Here is a 17,048-nt window from a genome sequence, read left to right on the forward strand (position 1 = left end):
CCGCACTGGTGTTACGCCCCGCCATCGACGATTCCGCCGGAATCGACGTGGCGCCGGTATATGCCGTCGCCACGCCGAAATCGGCTGATTTCCCGAGCTATGCGCTCGCGTGAGCCCCCGACTGCGCGATCTTGTCCGAATCGGCTGCCTCGAGGAGCTCCTCCGCGTGCGCGCGACCGGTATCGGAATCACCGAGCCCGGCGAGCATGCGCGCCAGCTCGGCGATGCGCTCCTCGCGCGACAGTGCGGTCAGCGTCGAGGTCACCGAGCCCTTGCCCGTCTGCTTGCCCACCGTCAGGTGCGTGTCCGCGAAGGCGGCGACCTGCGGGAGGTGCGTCACGACGATCACCTGGTGCCGCTGCGCCAGAGCCGCGAGCCGACGGCCGATCTCGACGGCCGCCTTGCCGCCGACGCCTGCGTCCACCTCGTCGAAGACCATCGTCAGGCCCTGCTCGGTGGCGGCCAGGACCACCTCGAGCGCCAGCATCACGCGCGAGAGCTCGCCGCCGGATGCGGACTTACCGATGGGCAGCGGGTTGGCGCCGTCATGCGCGATCAGCCGGAACTCCACCACGTCGGTCCCGTGCGCACCGGCGCGACGCGGCGCCCCGTCGACCACGACACCGGCCCCGTCGGCATCGGCCGCCACAGCGTCGGGCGCGACGTCGACGGTGATCGACGCGCCGCCCATGGCGAGCTTGCGCAACTCGCCGGTGACCTTCTTGCCGAGCGAGCCGGCGGCCTTGACCCGCGCCGCGGTCAGTGCGGCCGCCGCCTTGGCGAGGTCCGTCTCGAGAGCCGAGACGCGGGACTGCAGCGCGGCGAGCCCCTCGGCGGACGTGTCGATTCCCTCCAGCCGGGTGCGCGCCTCGTCGGCCCAGGCGATGACGCCGTCGATGTCGGGCGCGTACTTGCGGGTCAGCGTCTTGAGCTCGGACTGCCGCAGCAGCAGCGATTCCAGCTCCGACGGGTCGCTCGGCAGGTCCGTGAGGTAGGCGCCGAGTTCGGTCGCGACGTCGCCCGCCACGGTGGCCGCCTCGTCGATCCGCTCCGCGAGAGCCCGCAACGCGGCGTCGTCGGAACCGGAGAGCGACGCGCGGACGGTGCCCAGCAGGTCCAGGACCGAGCCGACTCCCTCGCCGTCGTTGCCGTAGCCCGCGCCGGTGAGAGCGGCGTACGAGGTGTCGGCGGCCTCGCGCAGCGTATCGAGGTCGGAGAGCCGCTTGATCTTCTCGACGGTGTCCGTGTCCTCGCCGGACTGCGGTGCAACACCGTCGATCTCGGCGAGTGAGGCCGTGAGGTGATCCTGCTCGAGGGCGAGCTCGCGGGAGCGGGTGGTGCGGTCGGCGAGCTCGGCCCGTGCGGCGAGCCATTCCTCGCGCACACCCTGGTAGGCGCGCAGGGCCTTGGCCGCCGGGGAGCCGGCGAAGGCGTCGAGCAGGTCACGCTGGCGCTCGGGCCGCAGCAGGCGCAGCTGATCGTTCTGCCCGTGCACGGTGAGCAGCGGCCCGGCGAACTCGGAGAGGGTGCCCACGGGCACGCTGCGCCCGCCGAGGTACGCGCGGGAGCGCCCGTCGGGGGCGACGCTGCGGACGGCGATCACGGCGTCGTCGTCGAGTTCGCCCCCGGCCCCGTCGACGGTCCCGCGGACCAGGTCGGCTGAGCTGGCGCCGGCCAGGGAGAACCGGCCCTCGACGACGGCCTTGTCGGCGCCGGCGCGGATGCGGCCGGGATCGGCGCGCGCCCCCGCGAGCAGGTGCAGGCTGGTGACGACCATCGTCTTGCCCGCGCCGGTCTCACCCGTGAGCACCGTCAGGCCCGGCGCGAACTCCGCCGCGGCCTGCTCGATGACACCGAGCGACGAGATGCGGATCTCTTCGAGCACTGCGTTATCCCCCGATTCCCGTGCTGGTGCCGGCGACGGTCCCGCCGTCGCCGTCGCGGCGGCCGCGCCAGCCGCTGATGGGCAGTTGGAACTTGGTCACCAGGCGGTCCGTGAACGGACCGGCGCCCAGTTTGATGAACCGGACCGGCTCGACCCCGCGCCGGATCTCGATGCGCCCGCGCTCGGGCACCTCGAGGGTGCGGCGTCCGTCGCAGAAGGCGATCGCCTCGTGCCGGCTCCCTTCGACCTCGATCGCGATCACCGAGCGCGGGCTGGTGACCATCGGCCGGGCGAACAGCGCGTGCGCGTTGCTCGGCACGATGAGCAGGGCCTCCAGGTCGGGCCACATGACGGGGCCGCCGGCGGAGAACGCGTAGGCGGTCGAGCCGGTGGGCGTGGCGACGAGCAGACCGTCGCACGCGAACCGGGAGACGGGCCGGCCGTCGACCTCGGTGACCAGCTCGAGCAGGCCCTGCCGCGAACGGTTCTCCACGGACACCTCGTTGAGCGCCCAGCCCTGGGAGACGAGCCGGTCACCGTCGTGGATCTCGACGTCGAGCGTCATGCGCGGGTGCACGGTGTAGCGGCGGTGCACGAGGTCGTCGATGGTCTCCGGCACCGTGTCGACCTCGGACTCGGCGAGGAAGCCGACGTGCCCGAGGTTGATGCCGATGATGGGGACGTCGGCGCGACGGGCCAGTTCGGCGCCGCGCAGGAAGCCGCCGTCACCACCGAGGACGACGACGACCTCGCAGCCGACCGCGGCGTCGTCGGGCGCCTCGCGGACGTCGCTCTCGAGCTTCATCCGCACCCCGGCGGCGTCGAGCCGACGCCGGATGTCGTCGACGGTGCGGTCCACGTCGCTGCGGAGCGTGTGCACCACCACGAGGAAAGTGCGGTCGCGCGCTGTGGTCACTGCGGTCCTTCCGTCACGGCCGTGCTGATCATGTCGTCCACGTCGCCGGGGAGGGCGACGGGGCCCTCCTCCCGCCGCAGGTGCAGGAAGTACTCGACGTTGCCCGACGGCCCGGGCAGCGGGCTGAAGGTCACCCCGCGCGTCGCCAGGCCCACCGCGGCGGCGGCCTCGGCCACGCCGCGCACGGCACTCGCGCGCAGCGCGGGTCCCCGGACCACGCCGCCGGACCCGAGGCGCTCCTTCCCCACTTCGAACTGCGGCTTGACCATGGGCAGCAGGTCCGCGCCGGGTGCGGCGCACCGCGCGAGCGCCGGCAGGACGAGGCCCAGGGAGATGAAGGACAGATCACCGACCACGAGGTCGACGGGGCCGTCGACGGCCTCCGGCTCGAGGAAGCGCACGTTGGTCCGGTCGAGGACCGTCACGCGGTCGTCGTCGCGCAGGCGCCAGACGAGCTCGCCGTAGCCGACGTCCACGGCGTACACGCGCGCGGCGCCGCGGTGCAGCAGGACGTCCGTGAAGCCGCCCGTCGACGCGCCGGCGTCGAGGCACCGTCGCCCCTCTACCGTGACGTCGGGGAAGGCGTCGAGGGCGCCGATCAGCTTGTGGGCGCCGCGCGAGGCCCACTCGACCTCGCCCACCACCGCTGTCACGTGGACCGGGTCGGCGGGATCGATCTGGTTGGCGGCCTTGCGCGCGACCTGCTTGTTGACCGTGACCCGGCCCGACTCGATCAGTTCTCGGGCGTGGTCACGGGACCGGGCCATGCCGCGGCGGACCAGCTCGGCGTCGAGCCGCACCCTCCGAGCCATCAGGCGCGATCCACGGTGTCGAGGGCGTCGACCAGGAGGTGGTGCGCCTGCTCGAACAGGGCGGCCTGCCGTCCGAGCGTCGCGAGCTCGCCGACGCCGGCGACGGTGCCGGGATCGACGACGGGTGCTGCCTCGAGCTCGTCGACGCGGTGCATCAGATCCTCGACGGCCGTGCGGACATCGGCGGGATCGTCGGGTCGAAACGCTGCTGGCTCCACGGTGTCCACGCTATCGGATGGTCAGGCGCAGGCCCGCCCGGCGTTCCTCGGGGGCTTCCCGCGCGGCGGCGACCGCGACGTACTTCGCGTCGGCGGGATCGGCGCCGGGGCCGCCGGTGACGATCAGCTCGTCCCCGTCGAGGGTCGCGGTCCATCGCTCGCGCGGCCCGGGCCGCGTGGCCGCGCCGGGGAGGCGCAGTCCCGCGAGGGTGTCTGCGAGGTGGGTGGGCTGGTGCCTGTCGGGGGCGGCGACGACGTCGGCCACGTCGTTCACCCCGGTGAGCACCAGGTACGTGTCGGCGTCGAAGGCGTTGCCGCCCTCGATGTCCGTGTCGAGGCGGTCGCCCACGACCAGAGCCCGCTGCGCGCCGGCCGCGCGCATGGCGTCGACGAAGATCGGGGTGTAGGGCTTGCCCGCGACCCGGGGCTCGCGCTCGGTGGCGTTGCGCACCGCGGCCACCATCGACCCGTTGCCGACGAGCAGTCCCCGTTCGGTGGGAAGGGTGGCGTCGGTGTTGGTGGCGACCCAGACGGCGCCGGCGCGGATCGCGAGGGCGGCCTCGGACAGTCGCGCCCACCCCGTCTCGGGGTTGTGCCCCTGGATGACGGCGCGGGCCTCCTCGGCGGTCTCCACCGGAACCATCCCGCGGGCCTCGACCTCGTCGCGCAGCGCCGGCGCGCCGACCACGAGCACCGGCGTTCCCACCGGCACGAGGGAAGCGAGCAGCCCCGCACCGGCCTGCGCACTGGTGACGACGGTGTCGTCCGGTGCGGCGAAGCCGAGATCACGCAGGTGCCGGGCCACGTCGCCGGGGCGGCGGCTGGCGTTGTTGGTCACGTAGGTGACGGGCAGGCCGTCGAGCGCCTCCGCGGCCCCCGGGATCGCGACGGCGCCCGCGTACGCGGTGCCGTCCAGGTCGACGAGGAGCCGATCGTAGGCTTCGGCGAGCGGACTCATTCGGCGGCGTCGTCCGACGACAGCTCGGCGACCCGCTCCTCCGCGTCCGTGAACTCCTCCTCGTCCGCGGCAGCGGCGTTGAGGAACCAGGTCAGCGCGTCCGCACGGCGCTCGGCGCCGAGCAGCGCCTCCGCGTAGACGTAGAACAGGCGGGCGGCGTGGAAGCCGCGCCGGGACGGATCGAGGTCCTCGGCCTGCAGGGTGACGACGGCCTTGTCGTACTCGCCCAGGTCCATGCGGGCGCCGGCCTCGACCATCCGCAGCTCGGTCCGGTCGTCGCCGGTCAGCTGCGCTGCCTCGTCGCCGCGGGCGGTCTCGATGGCCTTCTCGGGCCGGCCGAGACCACGCTCACTGTCGGCGATCATGGGCAGCAGGTTGACCGCGCCGCCCATCCGCTTGGCGGCACGCAGCTCGCTGAGTGCCTCGGACCACTCGCCGTTCATGTACGCGGCGATACCGCACGCCTCGCGCACGGCGGCGATGCGGCCGGCGCGCTCGCGCGCCGCCCGGGCGTGCGCCAGGGCGGCCGCGGGGTCGCTGTCGAGCAGCCGACCGGCGAGGACCAGGTGCGACGAGACGAGCTCGGCGTTGTTCTTGTCCAGGCTCAGCAGGTCACGCCGGATCGCAGGGTCGAGTTCCTTGGGATCGACGTCGTTCGGGATCGACGGCTCGCCGGCGCGGGTCCGCGGGCGGTCCGAGCGCTGATCGTCGCGCTTGAACCCGCCGGGCCGTCCGCCCTGGCCCGCGGGGCGCGCGCCGTTGCGAGGGCCGGAGAACCCGCCGCGGCGGTCCCCTCCGCCCCGCCGGTCGCCGCCCGGGCCCCGACGGTCCGCGCTCGGCCCGCCGCTGCGTCGGTCGCCCGACGGCCGGCCGCCGAACTCACGGCGGTCACCGCCCCGGGTGTCGCCACCGCGGGAATCGCCGCTGCGGAAGTCGCGACGGTCACCGCCACGCGAATCGCCGCTGCGGAAGTCACGACGATCGCCGCCACGCGAATCGCCGCTGCGGAAGTCACGACGGTCACCGCCACGGGAATCGCCGCTGCGGAAGTCACGACGATCGCCGCCACGGGAATCGCCGCTGCGGAAGTCACGACGGTCACCGCCGCGGGAGTCGCCGCCGCGGCCCGACCGGTTGCCACCGACGTCACGGCGGTCACCGCGCGCGCCCTCGGAACGCTGGTCACCGCCGCGACCCTGATAGCCACCGCGCTGGCCGCCGGAGCGATCACCGCCACGGGGGTCGTCGCCGCGGGCTCCCCGATCGTTGCCGCGGCCCGTGCCACGTGACGAATCTCCACTGCCGCCGCGGTCCGCCCGCTCGGCGGGATTGGTGAATCCGGCACGCTGCCGGCGCTCGCCGTTCGAATCGGCCACGGTGCACCCACTTCCCGTCGCCCCCGAGGCGACTCACGCTATTACTGTACTTGGACATGGCGAAGGCCCCTGAGGAGTGGAACACGCGAAGTGTTCTACACGATCCCCAAGGGCCTTCATCCTGTATCTAATTTTAGTCCGGCGGTGTCCTACTCTCCCACACCCTCACGAGTGCAGTACCATCGGCGCTGGAGGGCTTAGCTTCCGGGTTCGGAATGGAGCCGGGCGTTTCCCCTCCGCTATGGCCGCCGTAACACTGCGAAACAACACATGTGTGCTGTCTCAGACATTGCATAGTGGACGCGAACCAAACCGAAGTCTGGTTTCTGTTGTTGTTACACGCTATTCGTTCCTGTGAGCCTCAGTGCTCATTTTGGCGAATGTTATGTGTGTGGTAAGCCCTCGACCGATTAGTACCAGTCACCTACACGCATTACTGCGCTTCCAGTTCTGGCCTATCAACCCCATAGTCTGTAGGGGGTCTTACCCACTCAAGGTGGTGAGAATCCTAATCTTGGAACAGGCTTCCCGCTTAGATGCTTTCAGCGGTTATCCCTTCCGAACGTAGCCAACCAGCCGTGCTCCTGGTGGAACAACTGGCACACCAGAGGTTCGTCCGTCCCGGTCCTCTCGTACTAGGGACAGCCTTCCTCAAGATTCTAACGCGCGCGGCGGATAGAGACCGAACTGTCTCACGACGTTCTAAACCCAGCTCGCGTGCCGCTTTAATGGGCGAACAGCCCAACCCTTGGGACCTACTCCAGCCCCAGGATGCGACGAGCCGACATCGAGGTGCCAAACCATCCCGTCGATATGGACTCTTGGGGAAGATCAGCCTGTTATCCCCGGGGTACCTTTTATCCGTTGAGCGACACCGCTTCCACTTGCCGGTGCCGGATCACTAGTCCCGACTTTCGTCCCTGCTCGACCTGTCAGTCTCACAGTCAAGCTCCCTTGTGCACTTGCACTCAACACCTGATTGCCAACCAGGCTGAGGGAACCTTTGGGCGCCTCCGTTACATTTTGGGAGGCAACCGCCCCAGTTAAACTACCCACCAGGCACTGTCCCTGAACCAGATCATGGTCCGAGGTTGAGGTATCCAATACGATCAGAGTGGTATTTCAACAACGACTCCACGAACACTGGCGTGCCCGCTTCACAGTCTCCCACCTATCCTACACAAACCGAACCGAACACCAATACCAAGCTATAGTGAAGGTCCCGGGGTCTTTTCGTCCTGCCGCGCGTAACGAGCATCTTTACTCGTACTGCAATTTCGCCGAGTCTGTGGTTGAGACAGCAGAGAAGTCGTTACGCCATTCGTGCAGGTCGGAACTTACCCGACAAGGAATTTCGCTACCTTAGGATGGTTATAGTTACCACCGCCGTTTACTGGGGCTTAAATTCTCAGCTTCGCCTTACGGCTAACCGGTCCTCTTAACCTTCCAGCACCGGGCAGGCGTCAGTCCATATACATCGTCTTACGACTTCGCATGGACCTGTGTTTTTAGTAAACAGTCGCTTCTCTCTGGTCTCTGCGACCCCACCCAGCTCCGACCGTAAAGATCATCACCAGACGAGGTCCCCCTTCTCCCGAAGTTACGGGGGCATTTTGCCGAGTTCCTTAACCACAGTTCTCTCGATCTCCTTGGTATTCTCTACCTGACCACCTGTGTTGGTTTGGGGTACGGGCCACATCAGATCTCGCTAGAGGCTTTTCTCGGCAGCATAGGATCATGGAATTCGCCGCAACGGCTACGCATCACCTCTCAGGCTTATATGAGATCCGGATTTGCCTAGATCTCGCCCTACAGGCTTACACCAGTACAACCACTGACTGGCCCCACTACCTTCCTGCGTCACCCCATCGCTTGACTACTACCAGCCGAGGTCCCGTGCATCCACCAGCTCGTCACCCGAAGGTGATCTCGCGGCTTCAGGACGGTTAGTACAACTGATTCATCAGGGGCGATCTGACACGGGTACGGGAATATCAACCCGTTGTCCATCGACTACGCCTGTCGGCCTCGCCTTAGGTCCCGACTCACCCTGGGAGGATTAACCTAGCCCAGGAACCCTTGGTCATCCGGAGGACAAGTTTCTCACTTGTCATTCGCTACTCATGCCTGCATTCTCACTCGCACAGCCTCCACAACTAGGTCACCCTGCTGCTTCTACGGCTGCACGACGCTCCCCTACCCACCCACAGTCAAAACTGTGAGTGCCGCGGCTTCGGCGGTGTACTTGAGCCCCGCTACATTGTCGGCGCCCAGCCACTAGACCAGTGAGCTATTACGCACTCTTTCAAGGGTGGCTGCTTCTAAGCCAACCTCCTGGTTGTCTTCGCGACCGGACATCCTTTTCCACTTAGTACACGCTTAGGGGCCTTAGCCGGCGATCTGGGCTGTTTCCCTCTCGACTACGAAGCTTATCCCCCGCAGTCTCACTGCCACGTTCTCACTTACCGGCATTCGGAGTTTGGCTGACGTCAGTAACCTGTGAGGGCCCATCGGCCATCCAGTAGCTCTACCTCCGGCAAGAAACACGTGACGCTGCACCTAAATGCATTTCGGGGAGAACCAGCTATCACGGAGTTTGATTGGCCTTTCACCCCTACCCACAGCTCATCCCCTCAGTTTTCAACCTAAGTGGGTTCGGGCCTCCACAACATCTTACTGCTGCTTCACCCTGGCCATGGGTAGATCACTCCGCTTCGGGTCCAGACCCGGCGACTCAAACGCCCTATTCGGGACTCGCTTTCGCTACGGCTACCCCACAACGGGTTAACCTCGCCACCGAGCACTGACTCGCAGGCTCATTCTTCAAAAGGCACGCCATCACCCCACAACGAGGGCTCTGACGGATTGTAAGCACACGGTTTCAGGTACTATTTCACTCCCCTCCCGGGGTACTTTTCACCTTTCCCTCACGGTACTTGTCCGCTATCGGTCGCAAGGTAGTATTCAGGCTTACCGGGTGGTCCCGGCAGATTCACAGCAAATTCCACGGGCTCGCTGCTACTCGGGTATCCATCACAACAGGCACCACGTTTTCAGTTACGGGACTCTCACCCTCTCCGGCGGACCATTCCAGGCCACTTCACCTAACATGACACTTTCTTACTGCTGTCCAGCCAGGTAGAGCTGGAAAGATGAACCCCACAACACCACACACACAACCCCTACCCGGTATCACATGTGCATGGTTTAGCCTCATCCGCTTTCGCTCGCCACTACTCACGGAATCACTATTGTTTTCTCTTCCTGAGGGTACTGAGATGTTTCACTTCCCCTCGTTCCCTCCACACCGTCTATATATTCAACGGCGGGTAACACCACATGACTGGTGCTGGGTTTCCCCATTCGGAAATCCTCGGATCACAGCTCGGTTGACAGCTCCCCGAGGCATATCGCAGCCTCCCACGTCCTTCATCGGCTCCTTGCGCCAAGGCATCCACCGTGCGCCCTTAGACACTTACAACACACAAAACACACACCAAACCTGAAACAACCGAAGCCGTCACAAACCTGAGTGCCCTTCATGACATAAGCGCCAAAAAAACACAACAAAATGCTTACACAGAAACATGTAAAATTACAGAAACATAACACAACAACCACACCGAAAACGATGCAGCGTCATGTTGATGCTCGCGTCCACTATACAATTCTCAAACAACACACACCACCACACCGCCACCAGCTATGAACCCCACAGGGCCCACTACGCCGGCGCAGACGCGCAGCAGCAAACTAGAGAAGACGTGTCCTCTCAGACACCCAACAGTGTGCCGACGAAACCCCCAACGACCAGCACCAGCCGGCCACGAGGCGATAAGAATTACCGTGTCAGTGTTCCACCCAATAATATGAGCGACCGCCAAACCACGAACGGGTTTGATACGGCACTAAATGCTCCTTAGAAAGGAGGTGATCCAGCCGCACCTTCCGGTACGGCTACCTTGTTACGACTTCGTCCCAATCGCCAATCCCACCTTCGACAGCTCCCTCCCACAAGGGGTTAGGCCACCGGCTTCGGGTGTTACCGACTTTCATGACGTGACGGGCGGTGTGTACAAGGCCCGGGAACGTATTCACCGCAGCGTTGCTGATCTGCGATTACTAGCGACTCCGACTTCATGGGGTCGAGTTGCAGACCCCAATCCGAACTGAGACGCGCTTTAAGGGATTCGCTCCACCTCGCGGTATCGCAGCCCTCTGTACGCGCCATTGTAGCATGTGTGAAGCCCTGGACATAAGGGGCATGATGACTTGACGTCATCCCCACCTTCCTCCGAGTTGACCCCGGCAGTCTCTCACGAGTCCCCACCATTACGTGCTGGCAACATGAGACAAGGGTTGCGCTCGTTGCGGGACTTAACCCAACATCTCACGACACGAGCTGACGACAGCCATGCACCACCTGTATAGAAGGCACAAGGCAAACCGAATCTCTCCGGCGATCCTCTATATGTCAAACCCAGGTAAGGTTCTTCGCGTTGCATCGAATTAATCCACATGCTCCGCCGCTTGTGCGGGCCCCCGTCAATTCCTTTGAGTTTTAGCCTTGCGGCCGTACTCCCCAGGCGGGGTACTTAATGCGTTAGCTACGGCACGGATCCCGTGGAAGGAAACCCACACCTAGTACCCACCGTTTACGGCGTGGACTACCAGGGTATCTAATCCTGTTCGCTACCCACGCTTTCGCTCCTCAGCGTCAGTTACTGCCCAGAGACCCGCCTTCGCCACCGGTGTTCCTCCTGATATCTGCGCATTCCACCGCTACACCAGGAATTCCAGTCTCCCCTACAGTACTCAAGTCTGCCCGTATCGCCTGCAGGCCCGAGGTTAAGCCTCGGGTTTTCACAGACGACGTGACAAACCGCCTACGAGCTCTTTACGCCCAGTAAATCCGGACAACGCTCGCACCCTACGTATTACCGCGGCTGCTGGCACGTAGTTGGCCGGTGCTTCTTCTGTAGGTACCGTCACTTGCGCTTCGTCCCTACTGAAAGAGGTTTACAACCCGAAGGCCGTCATCCCTCACGCGGCGTCGCTGCATCAGGCTTTCGCCCATTGTGCAATATTCCCCACTGCTGCCTCCCGTAGGAGTCTGGGCCGTGTCTCAGTCCCAGTGTGGCCGGTCGCCCTCTCAGGCCGGCTACCCGTCGTCGCCTTGGTAGGCCATTACCCCACCAACAAGCTGATAGGCCGCGGGCCCATCCTGTACCGCAAAAGCTTTCCACCAACCCCCATGCAGGGGAAGGTCATATCCGGTATTAGACCCAGTTTCCCAGGCTTATCCCGAAGTACAGGGCAGGTCACCCACGTGTTACTCACCCGTTCGCCACTCGTGTACCCCCGAAGGGGCCTTACCGTTCGACTTGCATGTGTTAAGCACGCCGCCAGCGTTCGTCCTGAGCCAGGATCAAACTCTCCATAAAAAACACTAGAAACACAAGGTTTCAGCATAATCCAGGAAATCCTGAACAAAACGAAACCACTGACAAAAATCAATGATTCCAGAAATACATCTCGCAAAGAAATAAACGAGAAAAGCCACAACACAAACAACCAAGTAATTTGATTGTCCATGCGTGCCAAAAAATTTTGGCACTGACAATTTCATCGACACACTGTTGAGTTCTCAAAGAACACGCCAAACGCGGCCGTCCACACCATATGTTTTCCGTGTGAACCGCACCTTCGCAGGCAGTTCATGCTACTCTCTGAAGGAACACCAGTCAAACTCACTGGCGTGACCCTCTCGGAGCAACCGTTCTAGCTTAGCAGACCGGATTTCCGTGTGCAACTCGCTCTCGCGGGCCGCTCTCGGAACTGCTTCTCACCGCTCAGCCGCACATCAAGACGCTCTCGACCGTGTGACACGCTCGAAAGTCATCGTCTTCCGTGGGCTGGCTGCTCGGAGCAACCGTTCCAGCTTATGTCGGAGTCGAACTCGGTGTCAAACCGGGGTTCAGCTCCTGGTTGTCAATCTGTCTGCGTTTCTACCGCCTGACCTGGGCTTTTCGGCCCCGTCCTGGTCGGTGTCGCGCTGACTTCGAATAAGTTACGCACCGTGGAACGGAAGGGCAAATCCGCAGGTCAGCGCGTAACGCGATGTTCATCTATGCAGGTCAGGCGATCGCGTCTATCAGAATGCCGCCGAAACCCGTTCGTGTGATCCACAGCACTGAGGCCGTCCCGCGCACAGGTGCGGGACGGCCTCAGTGGTCATGACCAGGAACTTCAGACGAATCGAGCTCCGGCGAAGTTCTTCTTGCCGCGTCGCAGGACCAGCCACCGTCCGTGCAGGAGGTCCTCGGCAGCCGGCTCCCACTCCTCGGATTCCACCTTCACGTTGTTCGCGTAGGCACCGCCCTCCTTGACCGCACGCCGGGCGGCGCCCTTCGACTCGCTCAGTCCCGAGGCCACCAACAGGTCGACGATCGTGCGCGGCTCCCCCGCCGCCACGTCGACGACCGAGGCCTCGGTCAGGGCCGCCGCCAGCGTCTGCTCCGGCAGCTCCGCCAACTCGCCACGTCCGAAGAGTGCCTGCGCAGCCAGCTCCGCGGCGCGCGTGTGCTCCTCGCCGTGCACGAGGGTCGTCATCTCGGCGGCGAGCCGCTTCTGCGCGGTGCGCTTGTGCGGCGCCTCGGCCGTCTCGCGCTCGAGCTCGGCGATCTCCTCCTGTGTGAGGAAGGTGAACCACCGCAGGTAGCGGATGACGTCGGCGTCGGCCGTGTTCACGAAGTACTGGTACCAGGCGTACGGGCTCGTCTGCTCGGGATCGAGCCAGAGCGAACCGCCACCGGTGGACTTGCCGAACTTCTTGCCGTCGGACGAGGTCACCAGCTGCGTGGTCAGCGCATGCACCTGGCGGCCGTCGATCTTCCGGTTCAGGTCGACCCCCGCGACGATGTTGCCCCACTGGTCGGAGCCGCCGATCTGCAGCGCGGTGTCGTAGCGCCGCGCGAGCTCGACGTAGTCGTAGGCCTGCAGCAGCATGTAGCTGAACTCGGTGTAGCTGATCCCGTCGGACTCGAGGCGCCGCTTGACCGTGTCGCGCGCGAGCATGACGTTGATGGAGAAGTGCTTGCCCACATCGCGGAGGAAGGTGGGCACGTTCATCGCGCCGTGCCAGTCCAGGTTGTTGACCAGGATGGCTGCGTTGTCGCCGTCGAAGGAGACGAAGCGCCGGAGCTGATCGTCGATCTTGGCCGCCCACTCGGCGACCGTGTCCACCGAGTTCATGACGCGCTCGCCCACGTCACGCGGATCGCCCACCTGGCCGGTCGCGCCACCGCCGAGGACGATCGGGCGGTGGCCCGCCTCCTGGAACCGGCGCAGGGTCAACAGTTGGACCAGGTGGCCGGCGTGCAGCGACGACGCCGTCGGGTCGAACCCGGCGTAGAGGGTGACCGGCCCCGCGGCGAGGCGCTCACGCAGCGCGTCGATGTCGGTGGACTGCGCGATCAGGCCGCGCCAGGACAGTTCCTCGAGGATGTCAGTGCTCACCCGACCATTGTGAACGAGCCGGTCCGTCAGCGGCTCACCGACGGGTGCCCTTCCAGCCACAGGCGCCACGGCAGGTCGACCGCCTTGCTGATCCCGATCCGCGGTCCGACGGCGACCGGGCCCCGTCGGGCGGCGATCTCCAGCCCCACCTCGGACGCTCCGCCGAGCACGTCGATCCCCTTGTCGGCGACCGTGATCCCGAGCGCCTGCCCGAGCCGACCGGGGCCGGCGGCGAGCCGGGCATCGGGATCGCGGACGGCGCGCCGCTCCCGTACCAGGTCGATCCCCGACTCGATCGCCGCGGCGCGCAGCAGGACGCCGGCGCCCTCGCCGTCCGGCCCCGCCGTGATGTTGACGCACTGGTGGATGCCGTACGAGAGATACACGTACAGGTGCCCGGCGGGCCCGAACATCACCTCGTTACGAGGCGTTGGCCCGGGATAGGTGTGCGCGGCGGGGTCCGGCCACGGGCCGTCCTCGGGCGATCCGTAGGCCTCCACCTCGACGACGCGCGCGCGCACCGCGCCGACCGTCAGCACCGAACCGAGGACCAGTCGGGCGGCCACGAGCGGGTGCTCGGACAGGCGCCGACGCGCCTCGTCCGGTATCACTCCGCCGCGCGGGCCAGGATCGACTCGTGCTCGGCGTCGTCGACGTCGCGGGCCTCGCCGACCAGCAGGACCGGCAGTCCGTCCTCGATCGGGTAGGCGCGGCGCAGACGCGGGTTGTAGAACAGCTCGTCCGGCACGTACAGCAGCGGCCCCTTGTCCTGCGGGCAGGCGAGGATCTTCAGCAGCGTCGCGTCGATGGCCATGGCGTCATGCTACCCAGCGGGCAGCCACACCGGCTTGACCGCGGTGCCCTCGCGGGCCGCGGCCCACGCCTCGTCGAAATCGGTGAAGGTACTCACCAGCCGGTCCACGGGCAGCCGCCCCTCGACGGCCGCGGCGGCAAGCTCCGGGAGGAACTCCGACGGTTCCGAATCCCCCTCGATGACGCCGATCACCCGCAACCCGCGGGCCATGATGAGCATGACCGGCAGCTCCGCCGCCGGTGCGCCGAGCCCGACGACCGCGAGCGTGCCGCGGGCACGCAGCGCCAGGACCGCCTGCCCGAGGACGTCGGCGCGGGCCGTGGTGTCGACCGCGGCGTGCGCGCCGCCGCCGGTCGCCTCGAGCACCTGCTGCGCCGCCTGCGGTCCGGCCTCCACCGCGTGCGTGGCCCCCAGTTCCAGCGCGAGTGCGCGACGGTCCTCCCGCGGATCGACGGCGACGATCGTCGTCGCACCGGCCAGCTTCGCCCCCATCACGGCGGCGAGGCCGACGGCCCCGGTGCCGAAGACGACGACGGACTGACCCGACTGCACCTGCAGCGCGCGGGTGATCGTGCCGACGCCGGTCTGCACGCTGCAGCCCAGGGGCGCCGCCACCTCGAAGGGCAGGTCACCGATGCGGACGGTGTTGCGGTCGGTCGCGAGGGCGAGGCCGGCGAAGCTCGACTGCCCGAAGAAGCCGCCCGTCACGGCAGTCTCCCCGGCCCGGATTCCCGGGAGGCCCAGGTAGTTGCGAGTGATGGACTGCTCGCAGTAGCCGGGCGTCCCCGCGCCGCAGAACTCGCAGGCGCCGCAGCTGTCGAAGGTGAGGCAGACCCGGTCACCGACGGACAGGCCCTGCGCGTCGGGGCCGAGCGCCTCGACGACGCCGGCGCCCTCGTGGCCGAGGATGACGGGCAGTCCCTGCTCAGGCCACTGCGCGGCGAGGGTGAGGTCGGTGTGGCAGACGCCGACGGCGTGCACGCGTACCAGGACCTGGTTCCCGGACGGCGCGGGGACGTCGATCTCCAGCGGCGACGGTGCCGCCCCGGGCGCGGCGACGACCCGCGCGATCGTGCCGGTCACCGGTCCGCCAGACAGCCACCGGCCGCCGCGGGTCGGGCGTCGCGCTCAAGATAGAAGTAGAAGTACGGCGGCGCGAGCTTCTTCCCGGTCATCACCCCCATGACGGTGTCGTCGTCGACCTTCGCGAAGTGGTCGATCACCGGTTGACCGTCGTAGACCATCGATGCGGTCACGGTGCCCTCGAACTCGATCAGGCGCAGCGTCGCCTCGCCCTTGCCGAGCGCGACGTTGGAGAACTTCTCGCCGTTCTCGTCGAGGCAGACCAGCGGCTGCACGTCGTTCGCGGAGTGGAAGCTCTTGCCGTACCACCGAGCCCGGCCGAGGGAGCCGTCCATCGGGTGACCCGACGGCAGCTCGCCGCCGCGCCAGTCGCCGAGGAGGAAGTCGGTCGAGACCGGCTCGAGCTGCGCGAACAGCCCGGCCAGCTCAGCGGGTTCGGAACGGCGCGGCTCGTCGATGAGCCCGCGGACGGTGCGCTCTGCGGTCATGCCGCGATGTTATCGGATGTTCTCCGTCGCACGACCGGAAACGGGAACCTGTTCCAGGTCGCGGCACGGCGATGGACGGCGCCAGGACTGGCTCCCCGGCACAAGGGGCGCCGTCGGATTCCGTGGCTCGAGGACGAGGACCGATCACGCTCGACGGGCCTAGCGTCGTCACCCATGACATCCATCGCAGTAGTGACCGGAGCGGGCCGTGGCATCGGCCTCCGATTCGCCCACCGCCTCGCCGACCAGGGGCATCGCGTGATTCTCACCGACATCGACGGCGACGCCGCGGCCCGGGCCGCCGCCGAGGTCGGCCGCGACGCCGTGGGCATCGCCCAGGACGTGCGCGATCTCGACTCGCACCGCCGGGTCGCCGAACAGGCGCAGGAGCTGGGGCGCCTGGCAGTCTGGGTCAACAACGCCGGAATCCTCATCGCGGGCGACTGCTGGACCCACGAGGACGACCAGTTGACGGGGATCCTCGACGTGAATCTGCGTGGTCCGATCGGCGGCTCGATCGCGGCCGTCGACGCGATGGGCGCGCAGGGCGGGGCCATCCTCAACGTCGCCTCGATCTCGGCGCTGACCCCCGTCCCGGGCCTGGCCCTCTACGCCGCCACGAAGGCGGCGGTGCTCTCCTTCACCACGTCGCTCGAGGGCGATCTGCGGCACGCGGGGCTCCCGATCCGGGCCCGGGCGCTGTGCCCCGACGTCGTGAGCACCGCGATGGTGACCGACCGCAGCAAGGACCCGGGCGCCGCCATGCTGTTCTCGGGCCCCAAGCCGCTCGACGCGGACGGTGTCGCCGCCGCCGGCCTCGACCTCCTCGACTCGCGGCAGGTGTTCCGTGTGGTCCCGCGCTGGCGGGGTGCGGTCGTGCGGTCCGCCGACGCGGCACCGTCGCTGGGCCTGAAGATCCTGGCCGCGATGCGCCGGATCGGCGACCTCCGCCAGCGCGCCGGCTGACGCTCCGGGGACAC

At 66.6% G+C, this 17,048-nt stretch carries 12 protein-coding genes and 3 rRNA genes; 1 reads left to right on the top strand and 14 read right to left on the bottom strand.

What is annotated here, in order from left to right:
- Positions 1-97 precede the first annotated feature (97 nt).
- The 14 genes from recN to BLQ62_RS13360 form a co-directional block, all read right to left on the bottom strand.
- Positions 98-1,885: a DNA repair protein RecN gene (recN, locus tag BLQ62_RS13295; RefSeq protein WP_068567680.1), complete on the bottom strand. Its 1,788-nt coding sequence runs from the start codon at positions 1,883-1,885 to the stop codon at positions 98-100.
- A gap of 4 nt (positions 1,886-1,889) precedes the next feature.
- The gene (locus tag BLQ62_RS13300; RefSeq protein ID WP_068536178.1) at positions 1,890-2,801 is read right to left on the bottom strand and encodes an NAD kinase; all 912 of its coding nucleotides are present in this window, start codon (positions 2,799-2,801) and stop codon (positions 1,890-1,892) included.
- On the bottom strand, positions 2,798-3,613 hold the full coding sequence (locus tag BLQ62_RS13305; RefSeq protein ID WP_068567682.1) for a TlyA family RNA methyltransferase: 816 nt from the start codon (positions 3,611-3,613) through the stop codon (positions 2,798-2,800). The genes BLQ62_RS13300 and BLQ62_RS13305 overlap by 4 nt, the downstream gene beginning before the upstream one ends.
- A complete protein-coding gene (locus BLQ62_RS13310) occupies positions 3,613-3,831 on the bottom strand; it encodes a hypothetical protein (RefSeq protein ID WP_133298580.1) in 219 nt (72 codons plus the stop codon). Before BLQ62_RS13310 ends, BLQ62_RS13305 begins: the two co-directional genes overlap by 1 nt.
- A gap of 10 nt (positions 3,832-3,841) precedes the next feature.
- Positions 3,842-4,789 carry an HAD-IIA family hydrolase gene (locus BLQ62_RS13315; protein ID WP_068567684.1) on the bottom strand — a complete coding sequence of 316 codons (948 nt, stop codon included), beginning with the start codon at positions 4,787-4,789 and terminating at the stop codon, positions 3,842-3,844.
- On the bottom strand, positions 4,786-6,165 hold the full coding sequence (locus tag BLQ62_RS24015) for a hypothetical protein (protein ID WP_231857691.1): 1,380 nt from the start codon (positions 6,163-6,165) through the stop codon (positions 4,786-4,788). The genes BLQ62_RS13315 and BLQ62_RS24015 overlap by 4 nt, the downstream gene beginning before the upstream one ends.
- 136 nt (positions 6,166-6,301) lie before the next feature.
- Positions 6,302-6,418 (bottom strand): 5S ribosomal RNA (gene rrf, locus BLQ62_RS13325).
- A gap of 137 nt (positions 6,419-6,555) precedes the next feature.
- Positions 6,556-9,646 (bottom strand): 23S ribosomal RNA (locus tag BLQ62_RS13330).
- A 442-nt stretch (positions 9,647-10,088) separates the two neighbouring features.
- Positions 10,089-11,609 (bottom strand): 16S ribosomal RNA (locus tag BLQ62_RS13335).
- The 16S, 23S and 5S rRNA genes sit together here, the layout of an rRNA operon.
- Before the next feature lie 805 nt (positions 11,610-12,414).
- The gene (gene tyrS / locus BLQ62_RS13340) at positions 12,415-13,683 is read right to left on the bottom strand and encodes a tyrosine--tRNA ligase (RefSeq protein WP_068531643.1); all 1,269 of its coding nucleotides are present in this window, start codon (positions 13,681-13,683) and stop codon (positions 12,415-12,417) included.
- A gap of 26 nt (positions 13,684-13,709) precedes the next feature.
- Positions 13,710-14,267, bottom strand: coding sequence for a DNA-3-methyladenine glycosylase (locus BLQ62_RS13345; RefSeq protein ID WP_170842951.1), 558 nt, complete (start codon positions 14,265-14,267; stop codon positions 13,710-13,712).
- Between the two features lie 23 nt (positions 14,268-14,290).
- Positions 14,291-14,497 carry a Trm112 family protein gene (locus BLQ62_RS13350; RefSeq protein WP_068531641.1) on the bottom strand — a complete coding sequence of 69 codons (207 nt, stop codon included), beginning with the start codon at positions 14,495-14,497 and terminating at the stop codon, positions 14,291-14,293.
- A 9-nt stretch (positions 14,498-14,506) separates the two neighbouring features.
- A complete protein-coding gene (locus tag BLQ62_RS13355; protein WP_068568427.1) occupies positions 14,507-15,580 on the bottom strand; it encodes an NAD(P)-dependent alcohol dehydrogenase in 1,074 nt (357 codons plus the stop codon).
- The gene (locus BLQ62_RS13360; protein ID WP_068568429.1) at positions 15,577-16,068 is read right to left on the bottom strand and encodes a DUF4334 domain-containing protein; all 492 of its coding nucleotides are present in this window, start codon (positions 16,066-16,068) and stop codon (positions 15,577-15,579) included. The genes BLQ62_RS13355 and BLQ62_RS13360 overlap by 4 nt, the downstream gene beginning before the upstream one ends.
- Before the next feature lie 174 nt (positions 16,069-16,242).
- On the opposite strand from BLQ62_RS13360, the gene BLQ62_RS13365 reads away from it, so the two are divergent.
- The gene (locus tag BLQ62_RS13365) at positions 16,243-17,034 is read left to right on the top strand and encodes an SDR family NAD(P)-dependent oxidoreductase (RefSeq protein WP_068568431.1); all 792 of its coding nucleotides are present in this window, start codon (positions 16,243-16,245) and stop codon (positions 17,032-17,034) included.
- Positions 17,035-17,048: the final 14 nt, after the last annotated feature.

Source organism: Tsukamurella pulmonis, assembly GCF_900103175.1.
Classification (GTDB): domain Bacteria; phylum Actinomycetota; class Actinomycetes; order Mycobacteriales; family Mycobacteriaceae; genus Tsukamurella; species Tsukamurella pulmonis.

Bases quoted from the DNA above. Each gene is read 5' to 3' on its own strand.
- BLQ62_RS13305 (WP_068567682.1), bottom strand. From the start codon at position 3,613: ATGGCTCGGAGGGTGCGGCTCGACGCCGAGCTGGTCCGCCGCGGCATG.
- BLQ62_RS13315 (WP_068567684.1), bottom strand. From the start codon at position 4,789: ATGAGTCCGCTCGCCGAAGCCTACGATCGGCTCCTCGTCGACCTGGAC.
- BLQ62_RS13350 (WP_068531641.1), bottom strand. From the start codon at position 14,497: ATGGCCATCGACGCGACGCTGCTGAAGATCCTCGCCTGCCCGCAGGAC.
- BLQ62_RS13360 (WP_068568429.1), bottom strand. From the start codon at position 16,068: ATGACCGCAGAGCGCACCGTCCGCGGGCTCATCGACGAGCCGCGCCGT.
- BLQ62_RS13365 (WP_068568431.1), top strand. From the start codon at position 16,243: ATGACATCCATCGCAGTAGTGACCGGAGCGGGCCGTGGCATCGGCCTC.